Genomic DNA, 17,228 nt, shown 5'->3' with positions numbered 1-17,228 from the left:
GCCTTGCCCAGGCAATGCGGCGACATCTTCGCCCATTGCTCGTCACTCAAAACCAAACGCTGCGTCATCCAAAGCGTGAATCATAAACACACGTCACCAGGAAAGATCTAAATCTCAACAAGCCCTAATATATTTGGCGCCCCGCTTATCAGGATGCAGCGCCAATTCCTGGGTTTAAAGGGTTGCTACAACCCTTTGCGGGGTGGTCAGGGGCGGCGCCCCTGACTGGGGGCCCGGGGGCAAAGCCCCCGCCTATCACCCCCTGATCTCCTCCAGCCGCGCCCGCATCCCCGCCCCCACCACCTCCGGCGCGCAATGCGCCGCGATTGCCTGCCGTGCCGCCTCACCCAGCCGCGCCCGCAGCCCCGCGTCCCGCGCCAGGGCGCGCAGCCCTTCCACGGCGGCGTCATGGTCGGGTTCGGCCCACCATTGGCCGGAGCCTTCGGGGTATTCCTCCGCCCCCACCCGCACCAGGCGGAACGGGATGGGCAGGGAGTTCCCGGCGTTCATGTAGTCCGTATTGCCGGAATAGGCGGTGGCCAGCACCGGCAGCCCCTGGGCCATGGATTCGGCAAGCCACAGCCCGAACCCCTCGGACCGGTGCAGGGAAATGAAGCCATCCACCGCGCCTTGCAGCGCCTCCACCTCGGCGGGGCTCAGCACGCGCAGCAGCAGGTGCAGGCGCGCATCCCGCGCCGCCAGTTCCCGCAGGGCGCGGAGATCGCCCCGCCCCATGCATTTCACCACCAGATGCGGGCTGGCGGGCCCGGGCGGGAAGGCATCGAGAAAGGCGCGGATCGCCGCCATCGGGTTCTTGCGCGCCAGGAAGGAATTGGCGTCGAAGCCGGTCAGGAACAGCAGCGGCTCCGCCGGCAGGCCCAGCGCGGCGCGCAAGGGCGCGCGGTCGGCCACCGGGGGCGGCAGCGGCACGATGTTCGGCATCACCCGCACGGGCTTGGCGGTGCGCCGGGCGAAGGCCCGGGCGGCGAAGGCGGAGGGCGCCCACACCTCGTCCAGATGGTCGAAGGCGGCCGCCCAGGCATCGGGCATGCGCGACAGCTCCCACGCCCAGAAACCGATGCGATAGCGCCCGGCCAGGCGGTCGGGCGCGACCTCGCACGGCAGGTTCACCGCGCGGTCGGCATTGATGTGGAACAGCGCGCAATCGTGGCGCGGGTTCTGGGCGGCGATCGGAAAGGGCGGCACCACGGCATCGTCGAACTGCGCGGCCGGCAGGGCGAAGGCCTCGCCGGGGATGCCGGCGGCGCGGGCGGCCAGCACCTGGCGGCGCACGGCGGTGCCCAGCCCGCTCTCGGCCCGCAGATAGCCATGGATGTCCAGGCCCGGCGGGCGCTCGGCCCGGCCGGGCTGGGGGCGGGCCAGGGCCGCGTGGCGGGCCATCAGGGGGGCGGGGGTGCCGCCCTCGCGCCCGCCCTTCTCCGCGAACCAGGCGGCATAGCCCGCGCGGCCCTCGGCGGTGGAGAGCGGGAAGGCGAATTCCAGATCCGGGCGCTTGCCGTGGATCTCGGCCATCAGCCGGGTGATGGGGGCGGCCGCGTCCTGCTCGATGCCCGGCGCCAGCGTGACCCAGGGGCTGAGATCGGCATCGAAGGCCGTGGCATAGGGGGTGGCGGCCCCCAGCCGCAGCCCGCCATAGACCCGCCGCATGGCGCCCGAGACCGCCACCCCATTGGACAGCGCGCCATAGGCATAGGGCAGGCCCGCCACCTCCACCCCGCCCAGCCTGGCATGGGCCAGCAGCGCGTCGTGATAGGCCTGGAACAGCGGCGCGAGCCCGCCGAGCCCCGCCACGGTGAAGCGGTTCTGGTGCTTGGAGAAGATGGTGCGCTCGCCCGGCACCACCCCGCTGAAATGGGTGAAATGCAGCGGCTCCCCGGCTGCCAGGAAGCCGCCGGGCACTTCCTCCACCGGCCGCTGGGACAGGTTCCAATAGGCGAGGTTGTAGCCCGGGTGGCGCAGGATGGCCGTGCCCGCCACGAAGCCCGGCGCCATGTCCATGAAGCGCTGGTCCACGAACAGGCCGTGGCGCAGATCCACCAGGCAGCGGGTTTCCAGCTGCGTGCCCCACCAGCGCAGCAGCGCCCGCGCCCCCGGCGTGCGCCGCACCGCGCAGAAGCCAAGATTGTAGGTGCCGGAGCGCATGATCGCGAGGTCGTCGGGCTGGAACTCGTCGTCCAGCGGGGCCAGCAGATGCGGGGTCAGCACCAGCTCCGCGCCCTGTTCCAACAGCGCGTGCACATGGGCCAGCGGGCGCTGCACCAGGATGTCCGGGTCCAGATAGACCACCGCGTCGAAGCCCTGCTCCGCCATCAGCCATTCGAGCGCGAAGGGCTTCACCGCCGTGTTCATCTCCATCACCGAATAGCGCATGGCCATGTCGAAATGGTTGGGGATGGGCAGGGAGCGGGTCTCGATGCAGGGAAAGCCCAGCAGCCCGGGGTCGAAGCGGCCCGAGACCTCATCGGCCAGGAACAGGAAGAACGGCGCTTCCTCTCCGGCCGCGCGCAGGGAGGCATGCAGCGCGCGGGCATAGGCCAGGTAGTTGGCCGAGCAGATGGTGCAATAGGCGATGCGCATGCCGGCCGGGGCTATCCTGGATTCTGGTTCATGCGCCAGCATGGCATGAACCGGGCGCGCCGGTCAGGCCCGGCTGCGCACGGTGTTGAACAAGGCGGCCATCACCGCCAGCGCGGCGCCCATCAGCAGGGCGAATTCGGCCCGCACGCCCCCGGCCTGGGCACCGAAATGGAACACCATGGCGACCGTGGTGGTGCCCGCCGCCTGGCCCAGCACCCGCGCCGTAGACTGCATGCCCCCGGCACTGGCGGCGCGGTGGCGGGGTGCCGCGCCCAGAATGGTGCGGTTGTTCGGCGTCTGGAAACTGCCGAAGCCCAGCCCGCTGCAGAACATCGCGACCATAAAGGGCCAGACCGCCCCCTGCGGCGGCAGCAGCGCCATCGTGACCAGCCCCGCCCCCACCACGCAGGACCCCACGATGCAGGGCAGGGCCGAATTGATGCGGTCCACGATGCGCCCGGCGATGGAGGCGGCCATGGCCACCGCCAGCGGCCAGGGGGAGACCATCAGCCCGATCTCCGCCACGCTGCGCCCGGCGGCGGTCAGGTGGAAGGGCAGCGCGACATACAGCATGGCCTGGGCCGCGAACATGCAGGAGGACGCGCTGATCGCGAGCCGCACCGGGCGGATGCGCAGCAGGTCCAGCGGCAGCAGCGGCGCCGGGTCATGCGTCAGCCGCGCCACCAGCAGGAACAGGCAGCCCGCGGCGAACACCATCAGCACCAGCCCCAGCAGCAGGATGTGCGGCAGCATATCCAGGCCCAGGAACAGGCTGACGAAGCCCAGCAGGTTCAGCAGCGCCGACAGCCCGTCGAAGCGCCGGGGCTGGGCCGGCACCTCCGGCAGGGCGCGCGCGCCCAGCAGCAGCACGCCGAGCCCGATCGGCACCGCAAGCAGAAACAGGGAGGACCAGCCGCCCAGCGTGATGATGATGCTGCCCACCGTGGGCCCGGCGGCGGAGGACAGCGCCACCGTCAGCGCGATGATGGCGATGGCGCTGCCGAGCATCCGGCTCGGGTAGATGAAGCGCATGAGCCCGGCGTTCAGGCTCATCATCGCGGCGCAGCCGATGCCCTGCAGGGCGCGGCACAGCACCAGCATGGGCAGGGTCGGCGCGAAGGTGGCCCCCAGCGCGCCGAGCACATAGACCGCCACGCCCCATTGATAGACGCGGCGGAAGCCCAGCACCTCTCCCAGCGAGGCCGCCGGCAGCAGCAGCCCCACCAGCACCAGCTGGAAGGCATTGACCACCCAGGTGACGGAGGAGGGCGAGACATCGAGGTCCCGCGCGATACCGGGCAGCGCCACATTCACCATGGACACGTCCAGCACCGTCATGGACAGGCCCACGCACAGGCAGGCGACGGCGGCTCGGCGGCGGGCGGGCGGCAGGCCGTCCTGCTGGATGGCCTCGCTCATGCGGCGCGGGGCCGCGTGCTGTCAGGGTGCAGCTGGGTTTCCTCCATGGCCGGGAGGATAGGCGGCGGCCGGATGGGGGTCCAGGCGCCCACCCATGCCGCCGGCGCGGATCAGCCGTCCAGCCGGATGCCCAGCTCCCGGATCAGCGGGCGCCACACGCGGTTCTCGCCCTCGACGAAGGTGGCGAATTCGGCGGGGCTCCAGGGGCGGTACTCGATGCCCAGCGTGGCGAAGCGGCTGGTCAGCTCCGGCCCCTGGATCACGGCCATCATGTCGCGCGACAGGCGCTCCACGATGGGGGCGGGGGTGGCCTTGGCCACGCTCATGCCCTGCCAGCCATAGGCCACGGCATCGGCATAGCCGAGTTCGCGCAGGGTGGGCACGTTGGGGGCCTCGGGGCTGCGGGCCTCATTGAACACCGCCAGCGCCTTCACCCGGCCATCGCGGATATAGGGCAGGCCGGTGGCGCAATCGATCACCACGCTTTCGATATTGCCGGCCAGCAGCTCCTGAATGGCGGCGGGGCCGCCGCGGAAGGGCACATGCGTGGCTTCCAGGCCCGTGCGGCGCTTCACCATCTCCATCGCCAGGTGGTGCGGGCTGGCGACGGCGGGGGTGCCGTAATTCGGCGCCTGCCGGCGTGAGGCCGCCAGATACTCGGCGAAGGTGCTCCAGGGCGAATTGGCCGGTACCACGATATAAAGCGGGAAGCGGCCGATGAAGCCGACCCCGGTGAAATCGGTATCCGGGTTGTAGGGCAGGCGGCTGTAGAGGGCGGGGTTATAGGTCAGGATGCCGTTGTCCACATGCATCCAGGTGTAGCCGTCGGCGGGGGCGCGGGCCACGATCTCGCTGGCCAGCACGGCGCCGCCGCCGGGGCGGTTCTCGACCACCACATTCTGCCCCAGCTTCGGGCCCATCAGCCCCGCGATGAGCCGCGCGAAGGCATCGGAGGCACCGCCGGGCGGATAGCCCACCACCCAGCGCAGCGGCCGGTCCGGCCATGCCTGGGCCCGGGCGTTGGTGGCGGCCAGCGCGAGGGGCGCGGCCAGGGCGTTGCGGCGCGTCAGGGTCATGGCGGGTCAGGCTCCAGTCTATCGGCGCCATGGTGGAACGGCTGCGCGCCGGTTCCAAGATGGGTTATGGAGGCGCGGTGCCCGCCGGGCGGGATTTCTGCGCGCTATCCGCGCAGCGCCGAGGCGATCGCCTGCCACATCGGCTTGCGTTGCAGCGCCTCGTCGAAGGGCAGGCCCCGGGTGGCCACGCCATCGGGGCGGGCCACGCCCGGCTCGCTGCCCAGCCAGGAATTGCGGTCGGTCAGGCCCCAGGTGATGACGGTGCGGCAGCCCGCGCCGATCGCGGTATCCAGGAACAGCTTCACCCGCTCGGCCACCGCCGCGTCGCGGGCGGGGATGTCCGCGGCCAGCGTGTCGGGCTCGCGCACGTCCAGCTCCGTGATCAGGATGGCCAGGCCCATGACCCGCACCTGCTCCAGGAAGCGGGCGAAGGGCGCGGGGTCGAAGGGCTTGCGCATCTGCAGATGCGCCTGGATGCCCAGCGCATCCAGCGGGCAGTTGCGGTCCAGCAGCCGGCGCAGCAGCGCGAGCAGGCGGGTGCGCTTTTCCTCCGCGTCCGGGGTGGCTTCCTCAATGCCGTATTCGTTCAGCGTCAGGCGCAGCGTCGCGTCCTGGGCGCGGGCGGCGCGCAGCGCGATCTCGACATAATCGGGGCCCAGGGCGCGGAACCAGGGGGTGTCGCGCATCGGGTTGTCGCCCGCCTGCGGCACATCGGCGCCGGCGGGGTTGGCGATGGGCTCATTCACCACATCCCAGTCGCGGATATGCGCGCGGGTGGTGTTCAGCACGGTGGAGAAATGGGCCTCCATCACCGCGCGGGCGCGCTCCGGGCTCTCGGCCAGGGCGGTGGCGACCCAGGGGGGGATCGCCTCCTGCCACAGCAGGGCGTGGCCGCGCACGCGCTGGCGGTTGGCCTGGGCGAAGGCGATGATGGCGTTGAGGGCGGAGAAGTCGAACTTGCCTTCCTCCGGCTGCAGGGCCAGCCATTTGCCTTCCCATTCGGGGGTCAGCAATTCCGCCTCGGCCGCGAACAGGGCCGCATAGGCGGGGTCGCTGGCCAGCAGGTCCGCGCGGACGGCGGCGCCGAAGCCACGGCCGGCAGCGCGCGCGATGGCGCGCAGCGTGTCGGGCCGGGGGGCCTGCTGGGCCCTGGCGCAGGCAGGCAGGGCGGCGGCCAGACCCAGCGCCGTGCGGCGCCTCACGCCGCGGCCTTGTAGCTGTCCAGCGCGCGTTCGTATTTCTTCTGGCGCCATTTCACCAGCCGGAAGGCCGCATGGGCCGCGAGGCGCGAGGCACGGCCGCGCGGGCTGAAGCCCACCGCCTTGAACATCATGCCCATCCCCCGGTCCAGGTGCGAGAACTGATAGAAGCGCATGGCCCGCGCCATGTAGCCCGTGATGCAGCGGGTGTGGTCATAGGGCGTGCCTTCCGTCTCGTTCGAGCAGTGGAAGGCGAAGGCCAGCTCGTCATCCTCGGATTCCGTGGCCCGGCCCGCCGCCACCTTCAGCCGCTGCCAGTGGGACAGCTTCTCCCGCTCCAGGTAGCGCTTCAGGTGGTCATAGAACAGCTTGAAGTGGCGGTACTCGTCGGCCGCGATCAGGCGGCAGACCTGCTGCAGCACCGGCTCCCGCGTCGCATCCGCCAGGGCGGTGTAGTAGCTGGAGGTGCCCGTCTCCACGATGCAGCGCGCCACCAGCTCGCCGGAGCGCGAACCCCGGATCGAGGCATCGGCCTTCACGTCGATCTTGTAGCCGGCGCGATAGCGCGCGAAGGCCGACATGTAGTCGAAGGAGGGGTCGGCCAGCGAGGCCCAGCGGCCCAGCGCGTCGCCATGCTGCACCTCCTCGGTCGCCCAGTGCTCGGAGGCCGCGTGGAAGTCCGGGTCATCGGCGAACACGCCGTGCAGATAGAGCGCGTAATCATCCCCATTGCGCTCCACCATGGCCGCGGCCTTGACCAGGGGGATGATGTCGGGATCGACAAGGCTCGGGTCGAATCGGTCCCAGGCGATGTCTTCCAGATTCCAGTGCTTCATGGATTGGGTTTTTTCCCGTTTGCGGGGCCGGATGCAAGCGGTGGATTCGCTGCGAGCGGACACAAAAAAGGCGGCCGCTGGGGCCGCCCTTCCGCTTGGCTTGGCAAAGGGGCCTCAGGCCGCCTCCGCCAGCTCCTTCTTCACCCGCATGGACAGCAGGCGGTCCATGGCGGCCTCCCGCTTTTCCGGGGTGTCGGTGGCCGCGGCGGCGTAATCCGCCTCGGCTGCCGCCAGGTCGGCCTCGGCCTTGGCGCGGCTGAGCGTGGCGAGCGGGGAGGCCTCATCGGCCAGCACCGTCACGCGCTCGGGCGTCACCTCGGCGAAGCCGGCGGGGACGAAGAGGCTCTCCGTCACCTGGCCGCCTTCATACACGCGCACGGCGCCGCCGCGCAGGCTCACGATCGCAGGCACGTGGCCCGGCAGCACGCCCAGCTCGCCTTCGGCGGCCGGGATCACCACCATCTCCACCTGGCGGGAGAGGAGGAGCTTCTCAGGGCTCACCAGTTCGAGGAGGAAAGTGCCGGCCATGTGATCAGGCCGCCGCCTTCAGGGCTTCGGCCTTCTTCACCGCTTCCTCGATGGTGCCGACCATGTAGAAGGCGGCCTCGGGAAGGTGGTCGTACTCGCCCTTGCAGATCGCGGCGAAGCTGCGGATCGTGTCCTCCAGCTTGACGAACACGCCCGGGGAGCCGGTGAAGACCTCAGCGACATGGAAGGGCTGGCTGAGGAAGCGCTGGATCTTGCGCGCGCGCGCCACGATCAGCTTGTCCTCTTCCGACAGCTCGTCCATGCCCAGGATGGCGATGATGTCCTGCAGGGACTTGTAGGTCTGCAGGATCTTCTGAACCTCACGGGCGGTGTTGTAGTGCTCCTCACCGACCACGCGGGGGTCCATGGCGCGGCTGGTGGAGTCCAGCGGGTCCACGGCCGGGAAGATCGCCTGCTCGGCGATGGAGCGGCTGAGCACCGTCGTCGCGTCGAGGTGGGCGAAGGAGGCGGCCGGCGCCGGGTCGGTCAGGTCGTCCGCGGGCACGTAGATGGCCTGCACGGAGGTGATCGAACCCTTCTTGGTGGAGGTGATGCGCTCCTGCAGGGCGCCCATGTCCGTCGCCAGCGTGGGCTGGTAACCCACGGCGGAGGGGATGCGGCCCAGCAGCGCCGACACCTCGGCGCCCGCCTGCGTGAAGCGGAAGATGTTGTCCACGAAGAACAGCACGTCCTGGCCCTGCTCATCGCGGAAGTATTCCGCGACCGACAGGCCCGAGAGCGCCACGCGGGCACGGGCACCCGGCGGCTCGTTCATCTGGCCATAGACCAGCGCCACCTTGGAACCGTCGGTGGTGCCGTCCTCGTTCAGCTTGATGACGCCCGCGTCCACCATCTCGTGGTACAGGTCGTTGCCCTCACGGGTACGCTCACCCACGCCGGCGAAGACGGACACGCCGCCATGCGCCTTGGCGATGTTGTTGATGAGCTCCTGGATGGTCACGGTCTTGCCCACGCCGGCGCCGCCGAACAGGCCGACCTTGCCGCCCTTGGAGTAGGGCGCCAGCAGGTCGATCACCTTGATGCCCGTCACCAGGATCTCGGTGCTCGTGGCCTGGTCCTCGAAGGAGGGGGCGTCACGGTGGATGGTGTAGGTCTTCTCGTGCGGCACCGGGCCCCGCTCGTCGATCGGCTCGCCGATGACGTTCAGGATGCGGCCCAGCGTGCCGTTGCCCACGGGGACGGAGATGCCCGCGCCGGTGTCCTCGACCTCGGTCCCGCGGACGAGGCCGTCCGTGGTGTCCATGGCGATGGTGCGCACGGTGCGCTCGCCCAGGTGCTGTGCCACTTCGAGGATCAGGTTGCGACCCTCGATCTTGACATGCAGCGCGTTCATGATGGAGGGCAGCTCAGCGGGGAACTGCACGTCCACCACGGCGCCCAAAACCTGCGTGATCTTGCCGACGTTGTTCTTCATGGATGCAGCTCCTTAAACCGCCTCAGCCCCGGAGATGATCTCGATCAGCTCGCGGGTGATGTTGGCCTGGCGGGTGCGGTTGTAATTCAGCGTAAGCTTGTTGATCATCTGGCCGGCGTTGCGCGTCGCGCTGTCCATCGCGGCCATCTGGCTGCCGTAGAAGCCGGCACCCGATTCCAGCAGCGCGCGATAGACCTGGATCGCCAGGTTCCGCGGCAGCAGCTTGGTCAGGATCTCTTCTTCCGACGGCTCGAAGTCATACTGGGCCTGGGCGCTTTCGCCGGCGGCCTCCGGCACTTCGGCCGGGATCAGCTGCTGGGCGGAAGGCGTCTGGCTGATGACGCTGACGAAGCGGTTGTACAGCAGCTCGCACACGTCGAAGGCGCCGTCCTCGAGCTGCGCCGTGATCGAGGCAGCGACGGAGGAGGCGTCATCGAAGCTGACGCGCTTCTGGTTGGCGAAGGAGACCTCGCCCACGAAACGGTCCGCGAATTCGCGCTTCAGATAGGAGGCCGCCTTGCGGCCCACCGACATCAGCTTCACCGTCTTGCCCGCCGCTTCCAGTTCACGGACGCGGTTGCGGGCGAAACGGCCGATATTGCTGTTGAACGGGCCGCACAGGCCGCGCTCGGCGGACACCACCACCAGCAGGTAGATGTCGGACTTGCCGGTGCCGACCAGCAGCTTCGGCGCCTCGGGCTCGCCGGCGACGGCGGCGCCCAGGGCACCCAGCATGCGGGCCATGCGCTCGGCATAGGGGCGGGCGGCCTCGGCCTGCTGCTGCGCGCGGCGCAGCTTGGCGGCGGCCACCAGCTTCATGGCTTCCGTGATCTTGCGCGTCGATTTGACGCTGTTGATCCGGAGCCTGAGGCTCTTGAGGCTCGGCATCCTGCCCTCTTACGCGGAGAAGGACTTGGTGAAGGCATCCAGGAAGGCCACGAGCTTCTGCTCGGTGTCCTTCTTGATTTCCTTGTCCGCGCGGATGGAGTTCAGGATCTCCGGCGCGGTCGCCTTCAGCTCGGACAGCAGCTGGCTCTCATAGGGGCCGACCTTGTTCAGGGGCAGCTTGTCCAGATAGCCGCGGGTGCCCGCGAAGATCGACACCACCTGCTCCTCGACCGGGACCGGCTTGAACTGGGGCTGCTTCAGCAGCTCCGTCAGGCGGGCGCCGCGGGCCAGCAGGGCCTGGGTGGTGGCATCCAGATCGGAGGAGAACTGGGCGAAGGCCGCCATTTCGCGGTACTGCGCCAGCTCCAGCTTGATCTTGCCGGCCACCTGCTTCATCGCCTTGATCTGCGCCGAGGAGCCCACGCGGGACACGCTCAGGCCGACGTTCACGGCGGGGCGGATGCCCTTGAAGAACAGTTCCGTCTCCAGGAAGATCTGCCCGTCCGTGATCGAGATCACGTTGGTCGGGATGTAGGCAGACACGTCGCCGGCCTGCGTCTCGATGACGGGCAGCGCGGTCAGCGAACCGAGGCCCGCTTCCTTGCCCATCTTCGCCGCGCGCTCCAGCAGGCGGGAGTGCAGGTAGAACACGTCGCCCGGATAGGCCTCACGGCCCGGCGGACGACGCAGCAGCAGGGACATCTGGCGATAGGCCACGGCCTGCTTCGACAGATCGTCGTAGAAGATGACCGCGTGCATGCCGTTGTCGCGGAAATACTCGCCCATGGCGCAGCCGGTGTAGGGCGCCAGGAACTGCATCGGCGCCGGGTCGGAAGCGGTGGCGGCCACGATGATGGAGTATTCGAGCGCGCCGCTCTCCTCCAGCTGCTTCACCAGCTGGGCGACGGTGGAGCGCTTCTGGCCCACGGCGACATAGATGCAATAGAGCTTCTGGCTCTCATCCGTCGCGTTGGCGTTCACGGCCTTCTGGTTGATGATGGTGTCCACCACCACGGCGGTCTTGCCGGTCTGGCGGTCACCGATCACCAGCTCACGCTGGCCGCGGCCGATGGGGATCAGGGCGTCGATCGCCTTGATGCCCGTCTGCATCGGCTCATGCACGGACTTGCGGGGGATGATGCCCGGGGCCTTCACCTCGACGAGGCGGCGCTCGGTGTACTGGATCGGGCCCTTGCCATCGATCGGGTTGCCGAGGCCGTCGACCACGCGGCCGAGCAGGCCCTTGCCGGTCGGCACGTCCACGATGGTGCCGGTGCGCTGCACCAGGTCGCCCTCGCGCACGCCCTTGTCGTCACCGAAGATCACGACACCGACATTGTCGGTCTCGAGGTTCAGCGCCATGCCCTTCAGGCCGGCGCCCGGGAACTCGACGAGTTCGCCAGCCATCACGTTCTGCAGGCCGTAGACGCGGGCAATGCCGTCGCCAACAGTCAGAACCGTGCCGACTTCGGCGACATTCGCCTCGGCGTCGAAGTTCGCGATCTGGCTCTTCAGGATCTCGGAAATTTCGGCGGGACGGATGTCCATCAGGCGGCCCCCTTCATGGCGTATTGCAGGCGCTGCAGCTTGGAGCGGATCGAGTTGTCATACAGGCGGGAGCCGATCCGCAGGATCAGACCGCCCAGGATCGAAGTGTCCACCGCCTCAAGAAGGTGGACACCGGAATAACCCGCTTCCGTCAGACGCGCGACGATCTGCGCACGCTGCGTGTCGTTCAGCGGATGAGCCGTGGTGACCGAGGCCGTCTGCTGGCCACGGCGCTCGGCGAGCTTGGCCCCGAAGGCCGAAGCCACCTCGGCCAGGTGGGACAGGCGACGATTGGTCGCCAGCACGCCCACGAGGTTATGCACTTCCGTCCCCATCCCCACGCGATCCAGGATCGCGAAGGCACCCTTGCGCTGCTCGGTGGCAGCCAGGCGGGGGTCGGCCACGAAGGCCCGGAAGGTAGCGTCTTGCTGCCAGAGATCCAGCAGCTTCTGAAGATCGGCCGCGATGCGGTCCAGCGCCTGCGGATCGGACTGCCGCTTGTCGTCAGCCAGCGCGAGAAGCGCGAGGGCATAACGGTCTGCGAGGCCCGTCGGGTTCGGCGCTGTCTGTGCGGCGGTGCTGTCAACCACTGGCGATACCCGGCTTTTGATGTGCGGTTGCCACGGCAGAGGAACCCCTGTCGCGGCGGCCGGGCGGCCTTACCATGGGGAAGCAGCCCCCGCAACCAAGCCCACGCCGCTGCGGCGCAGAAATATGCCATTTTGTAACCGATGCCCGCTTTAAGCCCCGGTTCGGGCCCCTCCGGCTCCGCTCGCCGGCGTTAGGCGGGCGTTCATCGCGGGCGGCCATGCTGCGCCCGCGGTGTGCCCCGCCTCCCCCGCCAGGGGGGCGGCGCGCCCGCCGCAGAAGCCGACCCCAAAAGCGGAACAGGGCGCAGAATGGCCAGGAAGAAGGGCGATGGCGTGACCATCGTCGTCAAGAAATACGAGGAAGGCGGCGGCGGCCACCATGGCGGTGCCTGGAAGGTCGCCTACGCCGATTTCGTGACCGCGATGATGGCCTTCTTCCTGCTGATGTGGCTGCTGAACGCCACCACGGAGGAACAGCGCCGGGGCCTGGCGGACTACTTCGCCCCCAGCAACGCGCTGTCCTCCGGCTCCTCCGGCATGGGGCAGCCCTTCGGCGGCACCACCATGAACAGCGTGGGCCAGATGGCGCGCGACGCCGGCGCCATCCGGGCGGAACGCGGCCACAACCCCACCCGGCTGGACATCGAGGATGAGTCGGACGAGCTGGAACAGCCCCCCACCTCTTCCCGCCAGGGCCCACCCGGGGAGGCGGAGGAAGCCCAGCGCACCGTGGCCATGGCCCAGCCGGGCCAGCCCGGGGGTGGGCGCCAAGGCGCCGGCCGGGACCAGGGCGCGGCCCAGGCCGCCGCGCGCGACAGCGACGCCGCCCGGCTGACCGACATGGCCCTGCGCGCCGAGCTCGCCCGGCGGGAGCAGGCGGCGATGGAACAGGCCGCCGACCAGCTGCGGGAGGAGATCCGCCAGAACCCCGCCACCGCCGAGATGGCGCAGCAGGTCTCGGTGGAGATCACGCCCGAGGGGCTGCGAATCCAGCTGATCGACGCGGATGGCCAGGCCATGTTCACCTCCGGCAGTGCCCAGCCCAATGACCGCACCCGGGCGCTGATCCGCGCCGTGGCGCTGGCCGCGGCCCGTCTGCCCAATCCGATCCAGATCACCGGCCACACCGATTCGGTGCCCTTCCGCGGGGAGGGGCGCAGCAACTGGGAACTCTCGGCCGAGCGCGCCAACGCCGCCCGCCGCCTGCTGACCGAGGCGGGCGTGGCCGACCAGCGCTTCCGCGCCGTGACCGGGGCGGCCGACCGGGACCTGCACATCCCCGACAACCCCCAGGCCGCCGGCAACCGCCGCGTGGCCATCACCATGCTGCGGCTGAGCGACGCGCCCCGCGCCACCCCAGCCCCCACCGCCGGAGACCGCGCCCGATGAACACGATCGGTGGCTTCCTGTTCCTGCTGGGCACGGTGTTCGGCGGCTATGCCATCTCCGGCGGCAGCTTCGGCATCATCCTGCACGCCGTCCCGCTGGAGGGGATGATGATCGGCGGCGCCGCCATCGGCGCCTTCATCATGTCCAACTCCACGCATGACCTGAAGCACACGCTCGGCGGCTTCGGAAAGACCATGAAGGGCTGCCGCTTCCACAAGCACGACTATGTCGAGCTGCTGTCGCTGATGTTCTATTTCGTGCGCCTGGCCCAGACCAAGGGCGCCATGGCCCTCGAACCCCACATCGAGAAGCCGGAGGAAAGCGCCGCCTTCGCCAAATTCCCCAAGATCAAGGCCGACCACCACGCCACGGCGCTGATCTGCGATTACCTGCGCATGGTGGGCATGAACGCCGACGATCCGCACCAGATCGAGGACGTGATGGCGCGCGAGCTGAAGAAGATCAAGCACGAGGAGATGCACGCGGCCCACGCCATCCAGAACATCGCCGACGCCCTGCCGGCGCTGGGCATCGTGGCGGCCGTGCTGGGCGTGGTGAAGACCATGGGCAGCATCGACCAGCCCCCCACCGTGCTGGGCGGCATGATCGGCGGCGCGCTGGTCGGCACCTTCCTGGGCGTGCTGCTGGCCTATGGGCTGATGGGCCCGATCGCGGCCCGGCTGACGGCGGTGGTGGAGGAGGAATGCCTCTATTACGAGGTGATCCGCGCCGTGATCGTGGCGCATCTGCAGGGCAACGCGCCGCAGGTCAGCGTGGAGACCGGCCGCAAGGTGGCGCCCAGCCACTCCATGCCCAGCTTCCAGGAGCTGGAAGTCAGCCTGCAGGAATTGCAGATCGCCTGATCAGCGCGCCGCGACGCGCTGGGTGGCGGCCGAAGGCTGGGCGGTCAGGCGCCGGGCCTCGGCCACCGCCTCCTGGATCGAGAGGACGAAGACCTCCCTGCCCTCTCCGGCCAGCCCGCCCAGATCCATGCCGGTCAGGCTGGCGACCACGGGGTCGGCCCCCGAATCGCCCAGGGCCGTGGTCAGGCCCAGCACCCGGCCGTCGCGCGCCACCACCGGCCCGCCGGAAAACCCCATCAGCGCGCCCAGCCGGGCGGTGAAGCCCAGGCCGAAGCGGCGCAGGCGCAGGCTGGGGCGCTCCACCGCGCCGCTGGCCAGCGCGCGGCCCAGACCCTCCGGCCCCATAGCCCAGACCGGGGCGCCGGGGCGCGGGGCGGTGCCGGGGCTGGCCGGGGTCAGCGTGGATTCGGGCAGGGACAGCACCGCCAGGTCCATCCGCGTGGAGGTCGCCAGCACCCGCACCGCCCCCATCGGCTGCCCATCGGCGCGGCGGGCGGTCAGCCCCTCTCCGGCCTGGCGGGTGACATGGGCGTTGGTCAGCAGCAGGGCGGCGCCGGTGGCGGCATCCCGCACCGCCACCGCCGCCCCCACCGACACCCCGTTCGCCTGCAGGCTGAGCATGCTGTCGCGCGCCACGCGCTCGGCCGGGGTGCCCTGCGCCTGGTCGGCGGGCAGGCCGGCGCAGCCCTGCAACAGCAGAGCCAGCCCGGCGGAGGCGATGAGGTGGCGAGCCATGGACGGCGTCTCCCTTGCGGCGGCAACGGCGGAAGCCCGGGCGGGTTGCATCGCCAGGCGCTTGACTCATGCCCGCAAAAACAGAACATATTATGAACAAACCTCCCGGCACCCCCATGTCCACCACCACAGAAATGGAGACCGATCGCGCCGCCCTGCTGGCCAGCCTGCGGGCCCGGCTGGCGCGCGGCAGCGCCGCCCAGGGCACCCGCCCGCGCATCAGCCTGTGCCCGGAAATCGACGCCACCCTGCCCGAGGGCGGCCTGCCCGGTGCCTGCCTGCATGAGATCCTGGCGGCGGAGCCCGGGGCCGCCACCGGCTTCGCCACCCTGCTGCTGGCCCGCGCCCAGGCGCTGAACCCCTCAGGCAGCGTGCTGTGGATCAGCCAGGACCCGGATGCCTATCCGCAGGGGCTGGCCCGGCTGGGGCTGGCGCCGCAGCATCTGGTGCTGGTGCGCGCCCCCCGCGCGCAGGATGCGCTGTGGGCCACCGAGGAAGCCGCCCGCTGCCCCGCCGTGGCCGCCACCCTGCTGCACTCGCCCCTGCGGGAGGGGCCGGACATGACCGCCTGCCGCCGCCTGCAGCTGGCGGCCGAAACCGGCGGCGGGCTGACGGTGCTGCTGGGCCCCGACACCGACACCCCCGCCCCCAGCCCCGCCCGCAGCCGCTGGCGCGTGCGCGCCGCGGCCGAGGGCGCCGGCCACGGCCAGCCCGCCTGGGAGCTGGAGCTGCTGCTGCATCGCGGCGGCGTGCCCCGGCGCTGGAACTGCACCTGGAACCCGGTGCAGGACCGCCTCTCGGTGCTGGAATCCTCCCCCACCGAGCGCAGGCGGCGCGGGTGAGGCCGCCATGGGCGCCGCCCGCCATCTGGTCCTGCTGATCCCCGATGCCGCCCGCTGGGCGGAATGGTCCCGCCGCTTCTCCCCCCTCGTCGGCGTGGTGGCGGAGGACGCGCTGGCCATGGAGGTCTCGGGCCTGACGCATCTGTCAGGCGGGGAGGAAGGCTTCCTGGACCAGGTGCGGCAAGGCTTCGCCCGCGCGGGGCAGGACGTGCCGGCCCTGCTGGGCGGCGCCTGGCCCGCGCTGCTGGCCCTGCTGCGCGGCGGCTGGCGCGACCGGGTGCTGAGCCCGGCGGAACAGGCCCACGCCTGGCCCACCCTGCACCCGCGCACCCTGCCTTTGCCGAAGCGGGACATCGTGACCCTGCACCGCGCCGGGCTGCGGCGGTTGCAGGATATCCGGGACCAGCACCGCGCCGTCGTCACCTATCGCATGCGGGACGGGCTGCTGAAGATCCTGGACCAGGTGGCGGGCGAGGCACCCGCCCCCATCGCCCCGGTGCGCGAACCGCCCATCCAGTCGGTGACGGAAGACTACACCGCCCCCCTCATCACCCGCCCCGCGCTGGACATGGCGCTGGAACGCCTGCTGACCCGGCTGTGCGCGCATCTGCATGAGGCGGGGCTGGGCGCCCGCCGCATGGCGCTGGCCGGCTGGCGGATGGATGGCAGCTGGCAGGAGGTGACGGCGGGCAGCGGCCTCGCCTCCTGCCAGGCGGAGAAATGGGCGATGCTGTTCCGGGAGCCGCTGGGCAAGCTGCGGCCGGAGCTGGGCTTCGAACGCTTCGCGCTCTCGACCGACCATGTGGACCCGCTGCGCGCCAGCCAGCCGGGGCTGGATGCCAGCACCCCGCCCGAGGTGCTGGGCCGGCTGCTGGACCGGCTGGCCCAGCGGGTGGAGCTGTGGCGGCTGCAGCCCTTGCCCAGCTATTGGCCCGAACGCAGCACGCAGCGGCTGGACGCGCATGCCCAGGTGGCGCCGGAATGGATCACGCCCGTGCCCCGCCCGGTGCGGCTGCTGCGCCGCCCGAAGGTGTTGCACGCCACCGCCACCCCCGCCGGCGCGCCGCTGCGGCTGGAGCTGGAAGGCCGCACCCACCAGGTGCTGCACGCCTGGGGCCCGGAGCGGCTGGAACCCGAATGGTGGCGCAACGCACGCGCCCGTTCCCGCGACTATTACGCCGTGCAGCTGGCCGACGGCCCGCGCTGGTGGGTGTGCCGCACCGGCAAGCCCGACGACCCGGACCCGCGCTGGTATCTGCACGGGCTGATGGGCTGAAGCGGT

General features: G+C 70.5%; 15 protein-coding genes. 4 read left to right on the top strand and 11 right to left on the bottom strand.

The features are described 5' to 3' along the window. Positions 1-255: 255 nt before the first annotated feature. The 10 genes from GT007_RS12935 to atpH all read right to left on the bottom strand — a co-directional run bounded on the left by GT007_RS12935 (position 256) and on the right by atpH (position 12,117). Complete coding sequence (locus GT007_RS12935) at positions 256-2,598, bottom strand: glycosyltransferase (protein WP_160122038.1); 2,343 nt, start codon at positions 2,596-2,598, stop codon at positions 256-258. A gap of 63 nt (positions 2,599-2,661) precedes the next feature. After that, positions 2,662-4,017 carry an MFS transporter gene (locus GT007_RS12930; protein WP_160122037.1) on the bottom strand — a complete coding sequence of 452 codons (1,356 nt, stop codon included), beginning with the start codon at positions 4,015-4,017 and terminating at the stop codon, positions 2,662-2,664. A 110-nt stretch (positions 4,018-4,127) separates the two neighbouring features. Continuing rightward, a complete protein-coding gene (locus GT007_RS12925; protein WP_160122036.1) occupies positions 4,128-5,093 on the bottom strand; it encodes a Bug family tripartite tricarboxylate transporter substrate binding protein in 966 nt (321 codons plus the stop codon). Between the two features lie 104 nt (positions 5,094-5,197). Beyond that, a complete protein-coding gene (locus tag GT007_RS12920) occupies positions 5,198-6,295 on the bottom strand; it encodes an endo-1,4-beta-xylanase (RefSeq protein ID WP_236571649.1) in 1,098 nt (365 codons plus the stop codon). After that, the gene (locus GT007_RS12915; RefSeq protein WP_160122034.1) at positions 6,292-7,128 is read right to left on the bottom strand and encodes an acyl-ACP desaturase; all 837 of its coding nucleotides are present in this window, start codon (positions 7,126-7,128) and stop codon (positions 6,292-6,294) included. The genes GT007_RS12920 and GT007_RS12915 overlap by 4 nt, the downstream gene beginning before the upstream one ends. Positions 7,129-7,242: 114 nt before the next feature. Continuing rightward, the gene (atpC, locus tag GT007_RS12910; RefSeq protein WP_236571648.1) at positions 7,243-7,629 is read right to left on the bottom strand and encodes an ATP synthase F1 subunit epsilon; all 387 of its coding nucleotides are present in this window, start codon (positions 7,627-7,629) and stop codon (positions 7,243-7,245) included. Between the two features lie 31 nt (positions 7,630-7,660). Beyond that, positions 7,661-9,091 (bottom strand): F0F1 ATP synthase subunit beta, encoded by a 1,431-nt coding sequence (atpD, locus tag GT007_RS12905; protein WP_160122032.1) that lies wholly within the window; start codon positions 9,089-9,091, stop codon positions 7,661-7,663. Positions 9,092-9,103: 12 nt separating this feature from the next. Then, positions 9,104-9,979, bottom strand: a complete 876-nt coding sequence (locus GT007_RS12900) for a F0F1 ATP synthase subunit gamma (RefSeq protein WP_160122031.1) — start codon at positions 9,977-9,979, stop codon at positions 9,104-9,106. A 9-nt stretch (positions 9,980-9,988) separates the two neighbouring features. After that, positions 9,989-11,527 carry a F0F1 ATP synthase subunit alpha gene (gene atpA / locus GT007_RS12895; RefSeq protein WP_160122030.1) on the bottom strand — a complete coding sequence of 513 codons (1,539 nt, stop codon included), beginning with the start codon at positions 11,525-11,527 and terminating at the stop codon, positions 9,989-9,991. Continuing rightward, on the bottom strand, positions 11,527-12,117 hold the full coding sequence (atpH, locus tag GT007_RS12890; RefSeq protein ID WP_236571647.1) for an ATP synthase F1 subunit delta: 591 nt from the start codon (positions 12,115-12,117) through the stop codon (positions 11,527-11,529). The genes atpA and atpH overlap by 1 nt, the downstream gene beginning before the upstream one ends. Before the next feature lie 309 nt (positions 12,118-12,426). Here atpH and GT007_RS12885 point away from each other — a divergent pair, with 309 nt between their 5' ends. Continuing rightward, entirely contained in the window at positions 12,427-13,506 is a 1,080-nt protein-coding gene (locus tag GT007_RS12885; RefSeq protein ID WP_160122029.1) for a flagellar motor protein MotB, read from the top strand. Then, complete coding sequence (gene motA / locus GT007_RS12880; RefSeq protein WP_160122028.1) at positions 13,503-14,369, top strand: flagellar motor stator protein MotA; 867 nt, start codon at positions 13,503-13,505, stop codon at positions 14,367-14,369. The genes GT007_RS12885 and motA overlap by 4 nt, the downstream gene beginning before the upstream one ends. Here the strand turns inward: motA and GT007_RS12875 are convergent, their stop codons facing one another. Beyond that, positions 14,370-15,104: a S1 family peptidase gene (locus GT007_RS12875; RefSeq protein WP_160122027.1), complete on the bottom strand. Its 735-nt coding sequence runs from the start codon at positions 15,102-15,104 to the stop codon at positions 14,370-14,372. A 116-nt stretch (positions 15,105-15,220) separates the two neighbouring features. On the opposite strand from GT007_RS12875, the gene GT007_RS12870 reads away from it, so the two are divergent. Then, positions 15,221-15,946: an ImuA family protein gene (locus tag GT007_RS12870; protein ID WP_160122026.1), complete on the top strand. Its 726-nt coding sequence runs from the start codon at positions 15,221-15,223 to the stop codon at positions 15,944-15,946. A 7-nt stretch (positions 15,947-15,953) separates the two neighbouring features. Beyond that, positions 15,954-17,222, top strand: a complete 1,269-nt coding sequence (locus tag GT007_RS12865; RefSeq protein WP_160122025.1) for a DNA polymerase Y subunit UmuC family protein — start codon at positions 15,954-15,956, stop codon at positions 17,220-17,222. Positions 17,223-17,228 lie beyond the last annotated feature (6 nt).

The sequence above is a fragment of the Rhodovarius lipocyclicus genome (assembly GCF_009900765.1).
Taxonomy (GTDB): Bacteria; Pseudomonadota; Alphaproteobacteria; order Acetobacterales; family Acetobacteraceae; genus Rhodovarius; species Rhodovarius lipocyclicus.
This window is presented reverse-complemented; position numbering and strand designations above follow the sequence as displayed.

Bases quoted from the DNA above. Each gene is read 5' to 3' on its own strand.
- atpA (WP_160122030.1), bottom strand. From the start codon at position 11,527: ATGGACATCCGTCCCGCCGAAATTTCCGAGATCCTGAAGAGCCAGATC.
- GT007_RS12925 (WP_160122036.1), bottom strand. From the start codon at position 5,093: ATGACCCTGACGCGCCGCAACGCCCTGGCCGCGCCCCTCGCGCTGGCC.
- GT007_RS12870 (WP_160122026.1), top strand. From the start codon at position 15,221: ATGTCCACCACCACAGAAATGGAGACCGATCGCGCCGCCCTGCTGGCC.
- GT007_RS12915 (WP_160122034.1), bottom strand. From the start codon at position 7,128: ATGAAGCACTGGAATCTGGAAGACATCGCCTGGGACCGATTCGACCCG.
- GT007_RS12885 (WP_160122029.1), top strand. From the start codon at position 12,427: ATGGCCAGGAAGAAGGGCGATGGCGTGACCATCGTCGTCAAGAAATAC.
- motA (WP_160122028.1), top strand. From the start codon at position 13,503: ATGAACACGATCGGTGGCTTCCTGTTCCTGCTGGGCACGGTGTTCGGC.
- GT007_RS12935 (WP_160122038.1), bottom strand. From the start codon at position 2,598: ATGCGCATCGCCTATTGCACCATCTGCTCGGCCAACTACCTGGCCTAT.
- atpD (WP_160122032.1), bottom strand. From the start codon at position 9,091: ATGAAGAACAACGTCGGCAAGATCACGCAGGTTTTGGGCGCCGTGGTG.
- GT007_RS12900 (WP_160122031.1), bottom strand. From the start codon at position 9,979: ATGCCGAGCCTCAAGAGCCTCAGGCTCCGGATCAACAGCGTCAAATCG.
- GT007_RS12865 (WP_160122025.1), top strand. From the start codon at position 15,954: ATGGGCGCCGCCCGCCATCTGGTCCTGCTGATCCCCGATGCCGCCCGC.
- GT007_RS12930 (WP_160122037.1), bottom strand. From the start codon at position 4,017: ATGAGCGAGGCCATCCAGCAGGACGGCCTGCCGCCCGCCCGCCGCCGA.
- GT007_RS12875 (WP_160122027.1), bottom strand. From the start codon at position 15,104: ATGGCTCGCCACCTCATCGCCTCCGCCGGGCTGGCTCTGCTGTTGCAG.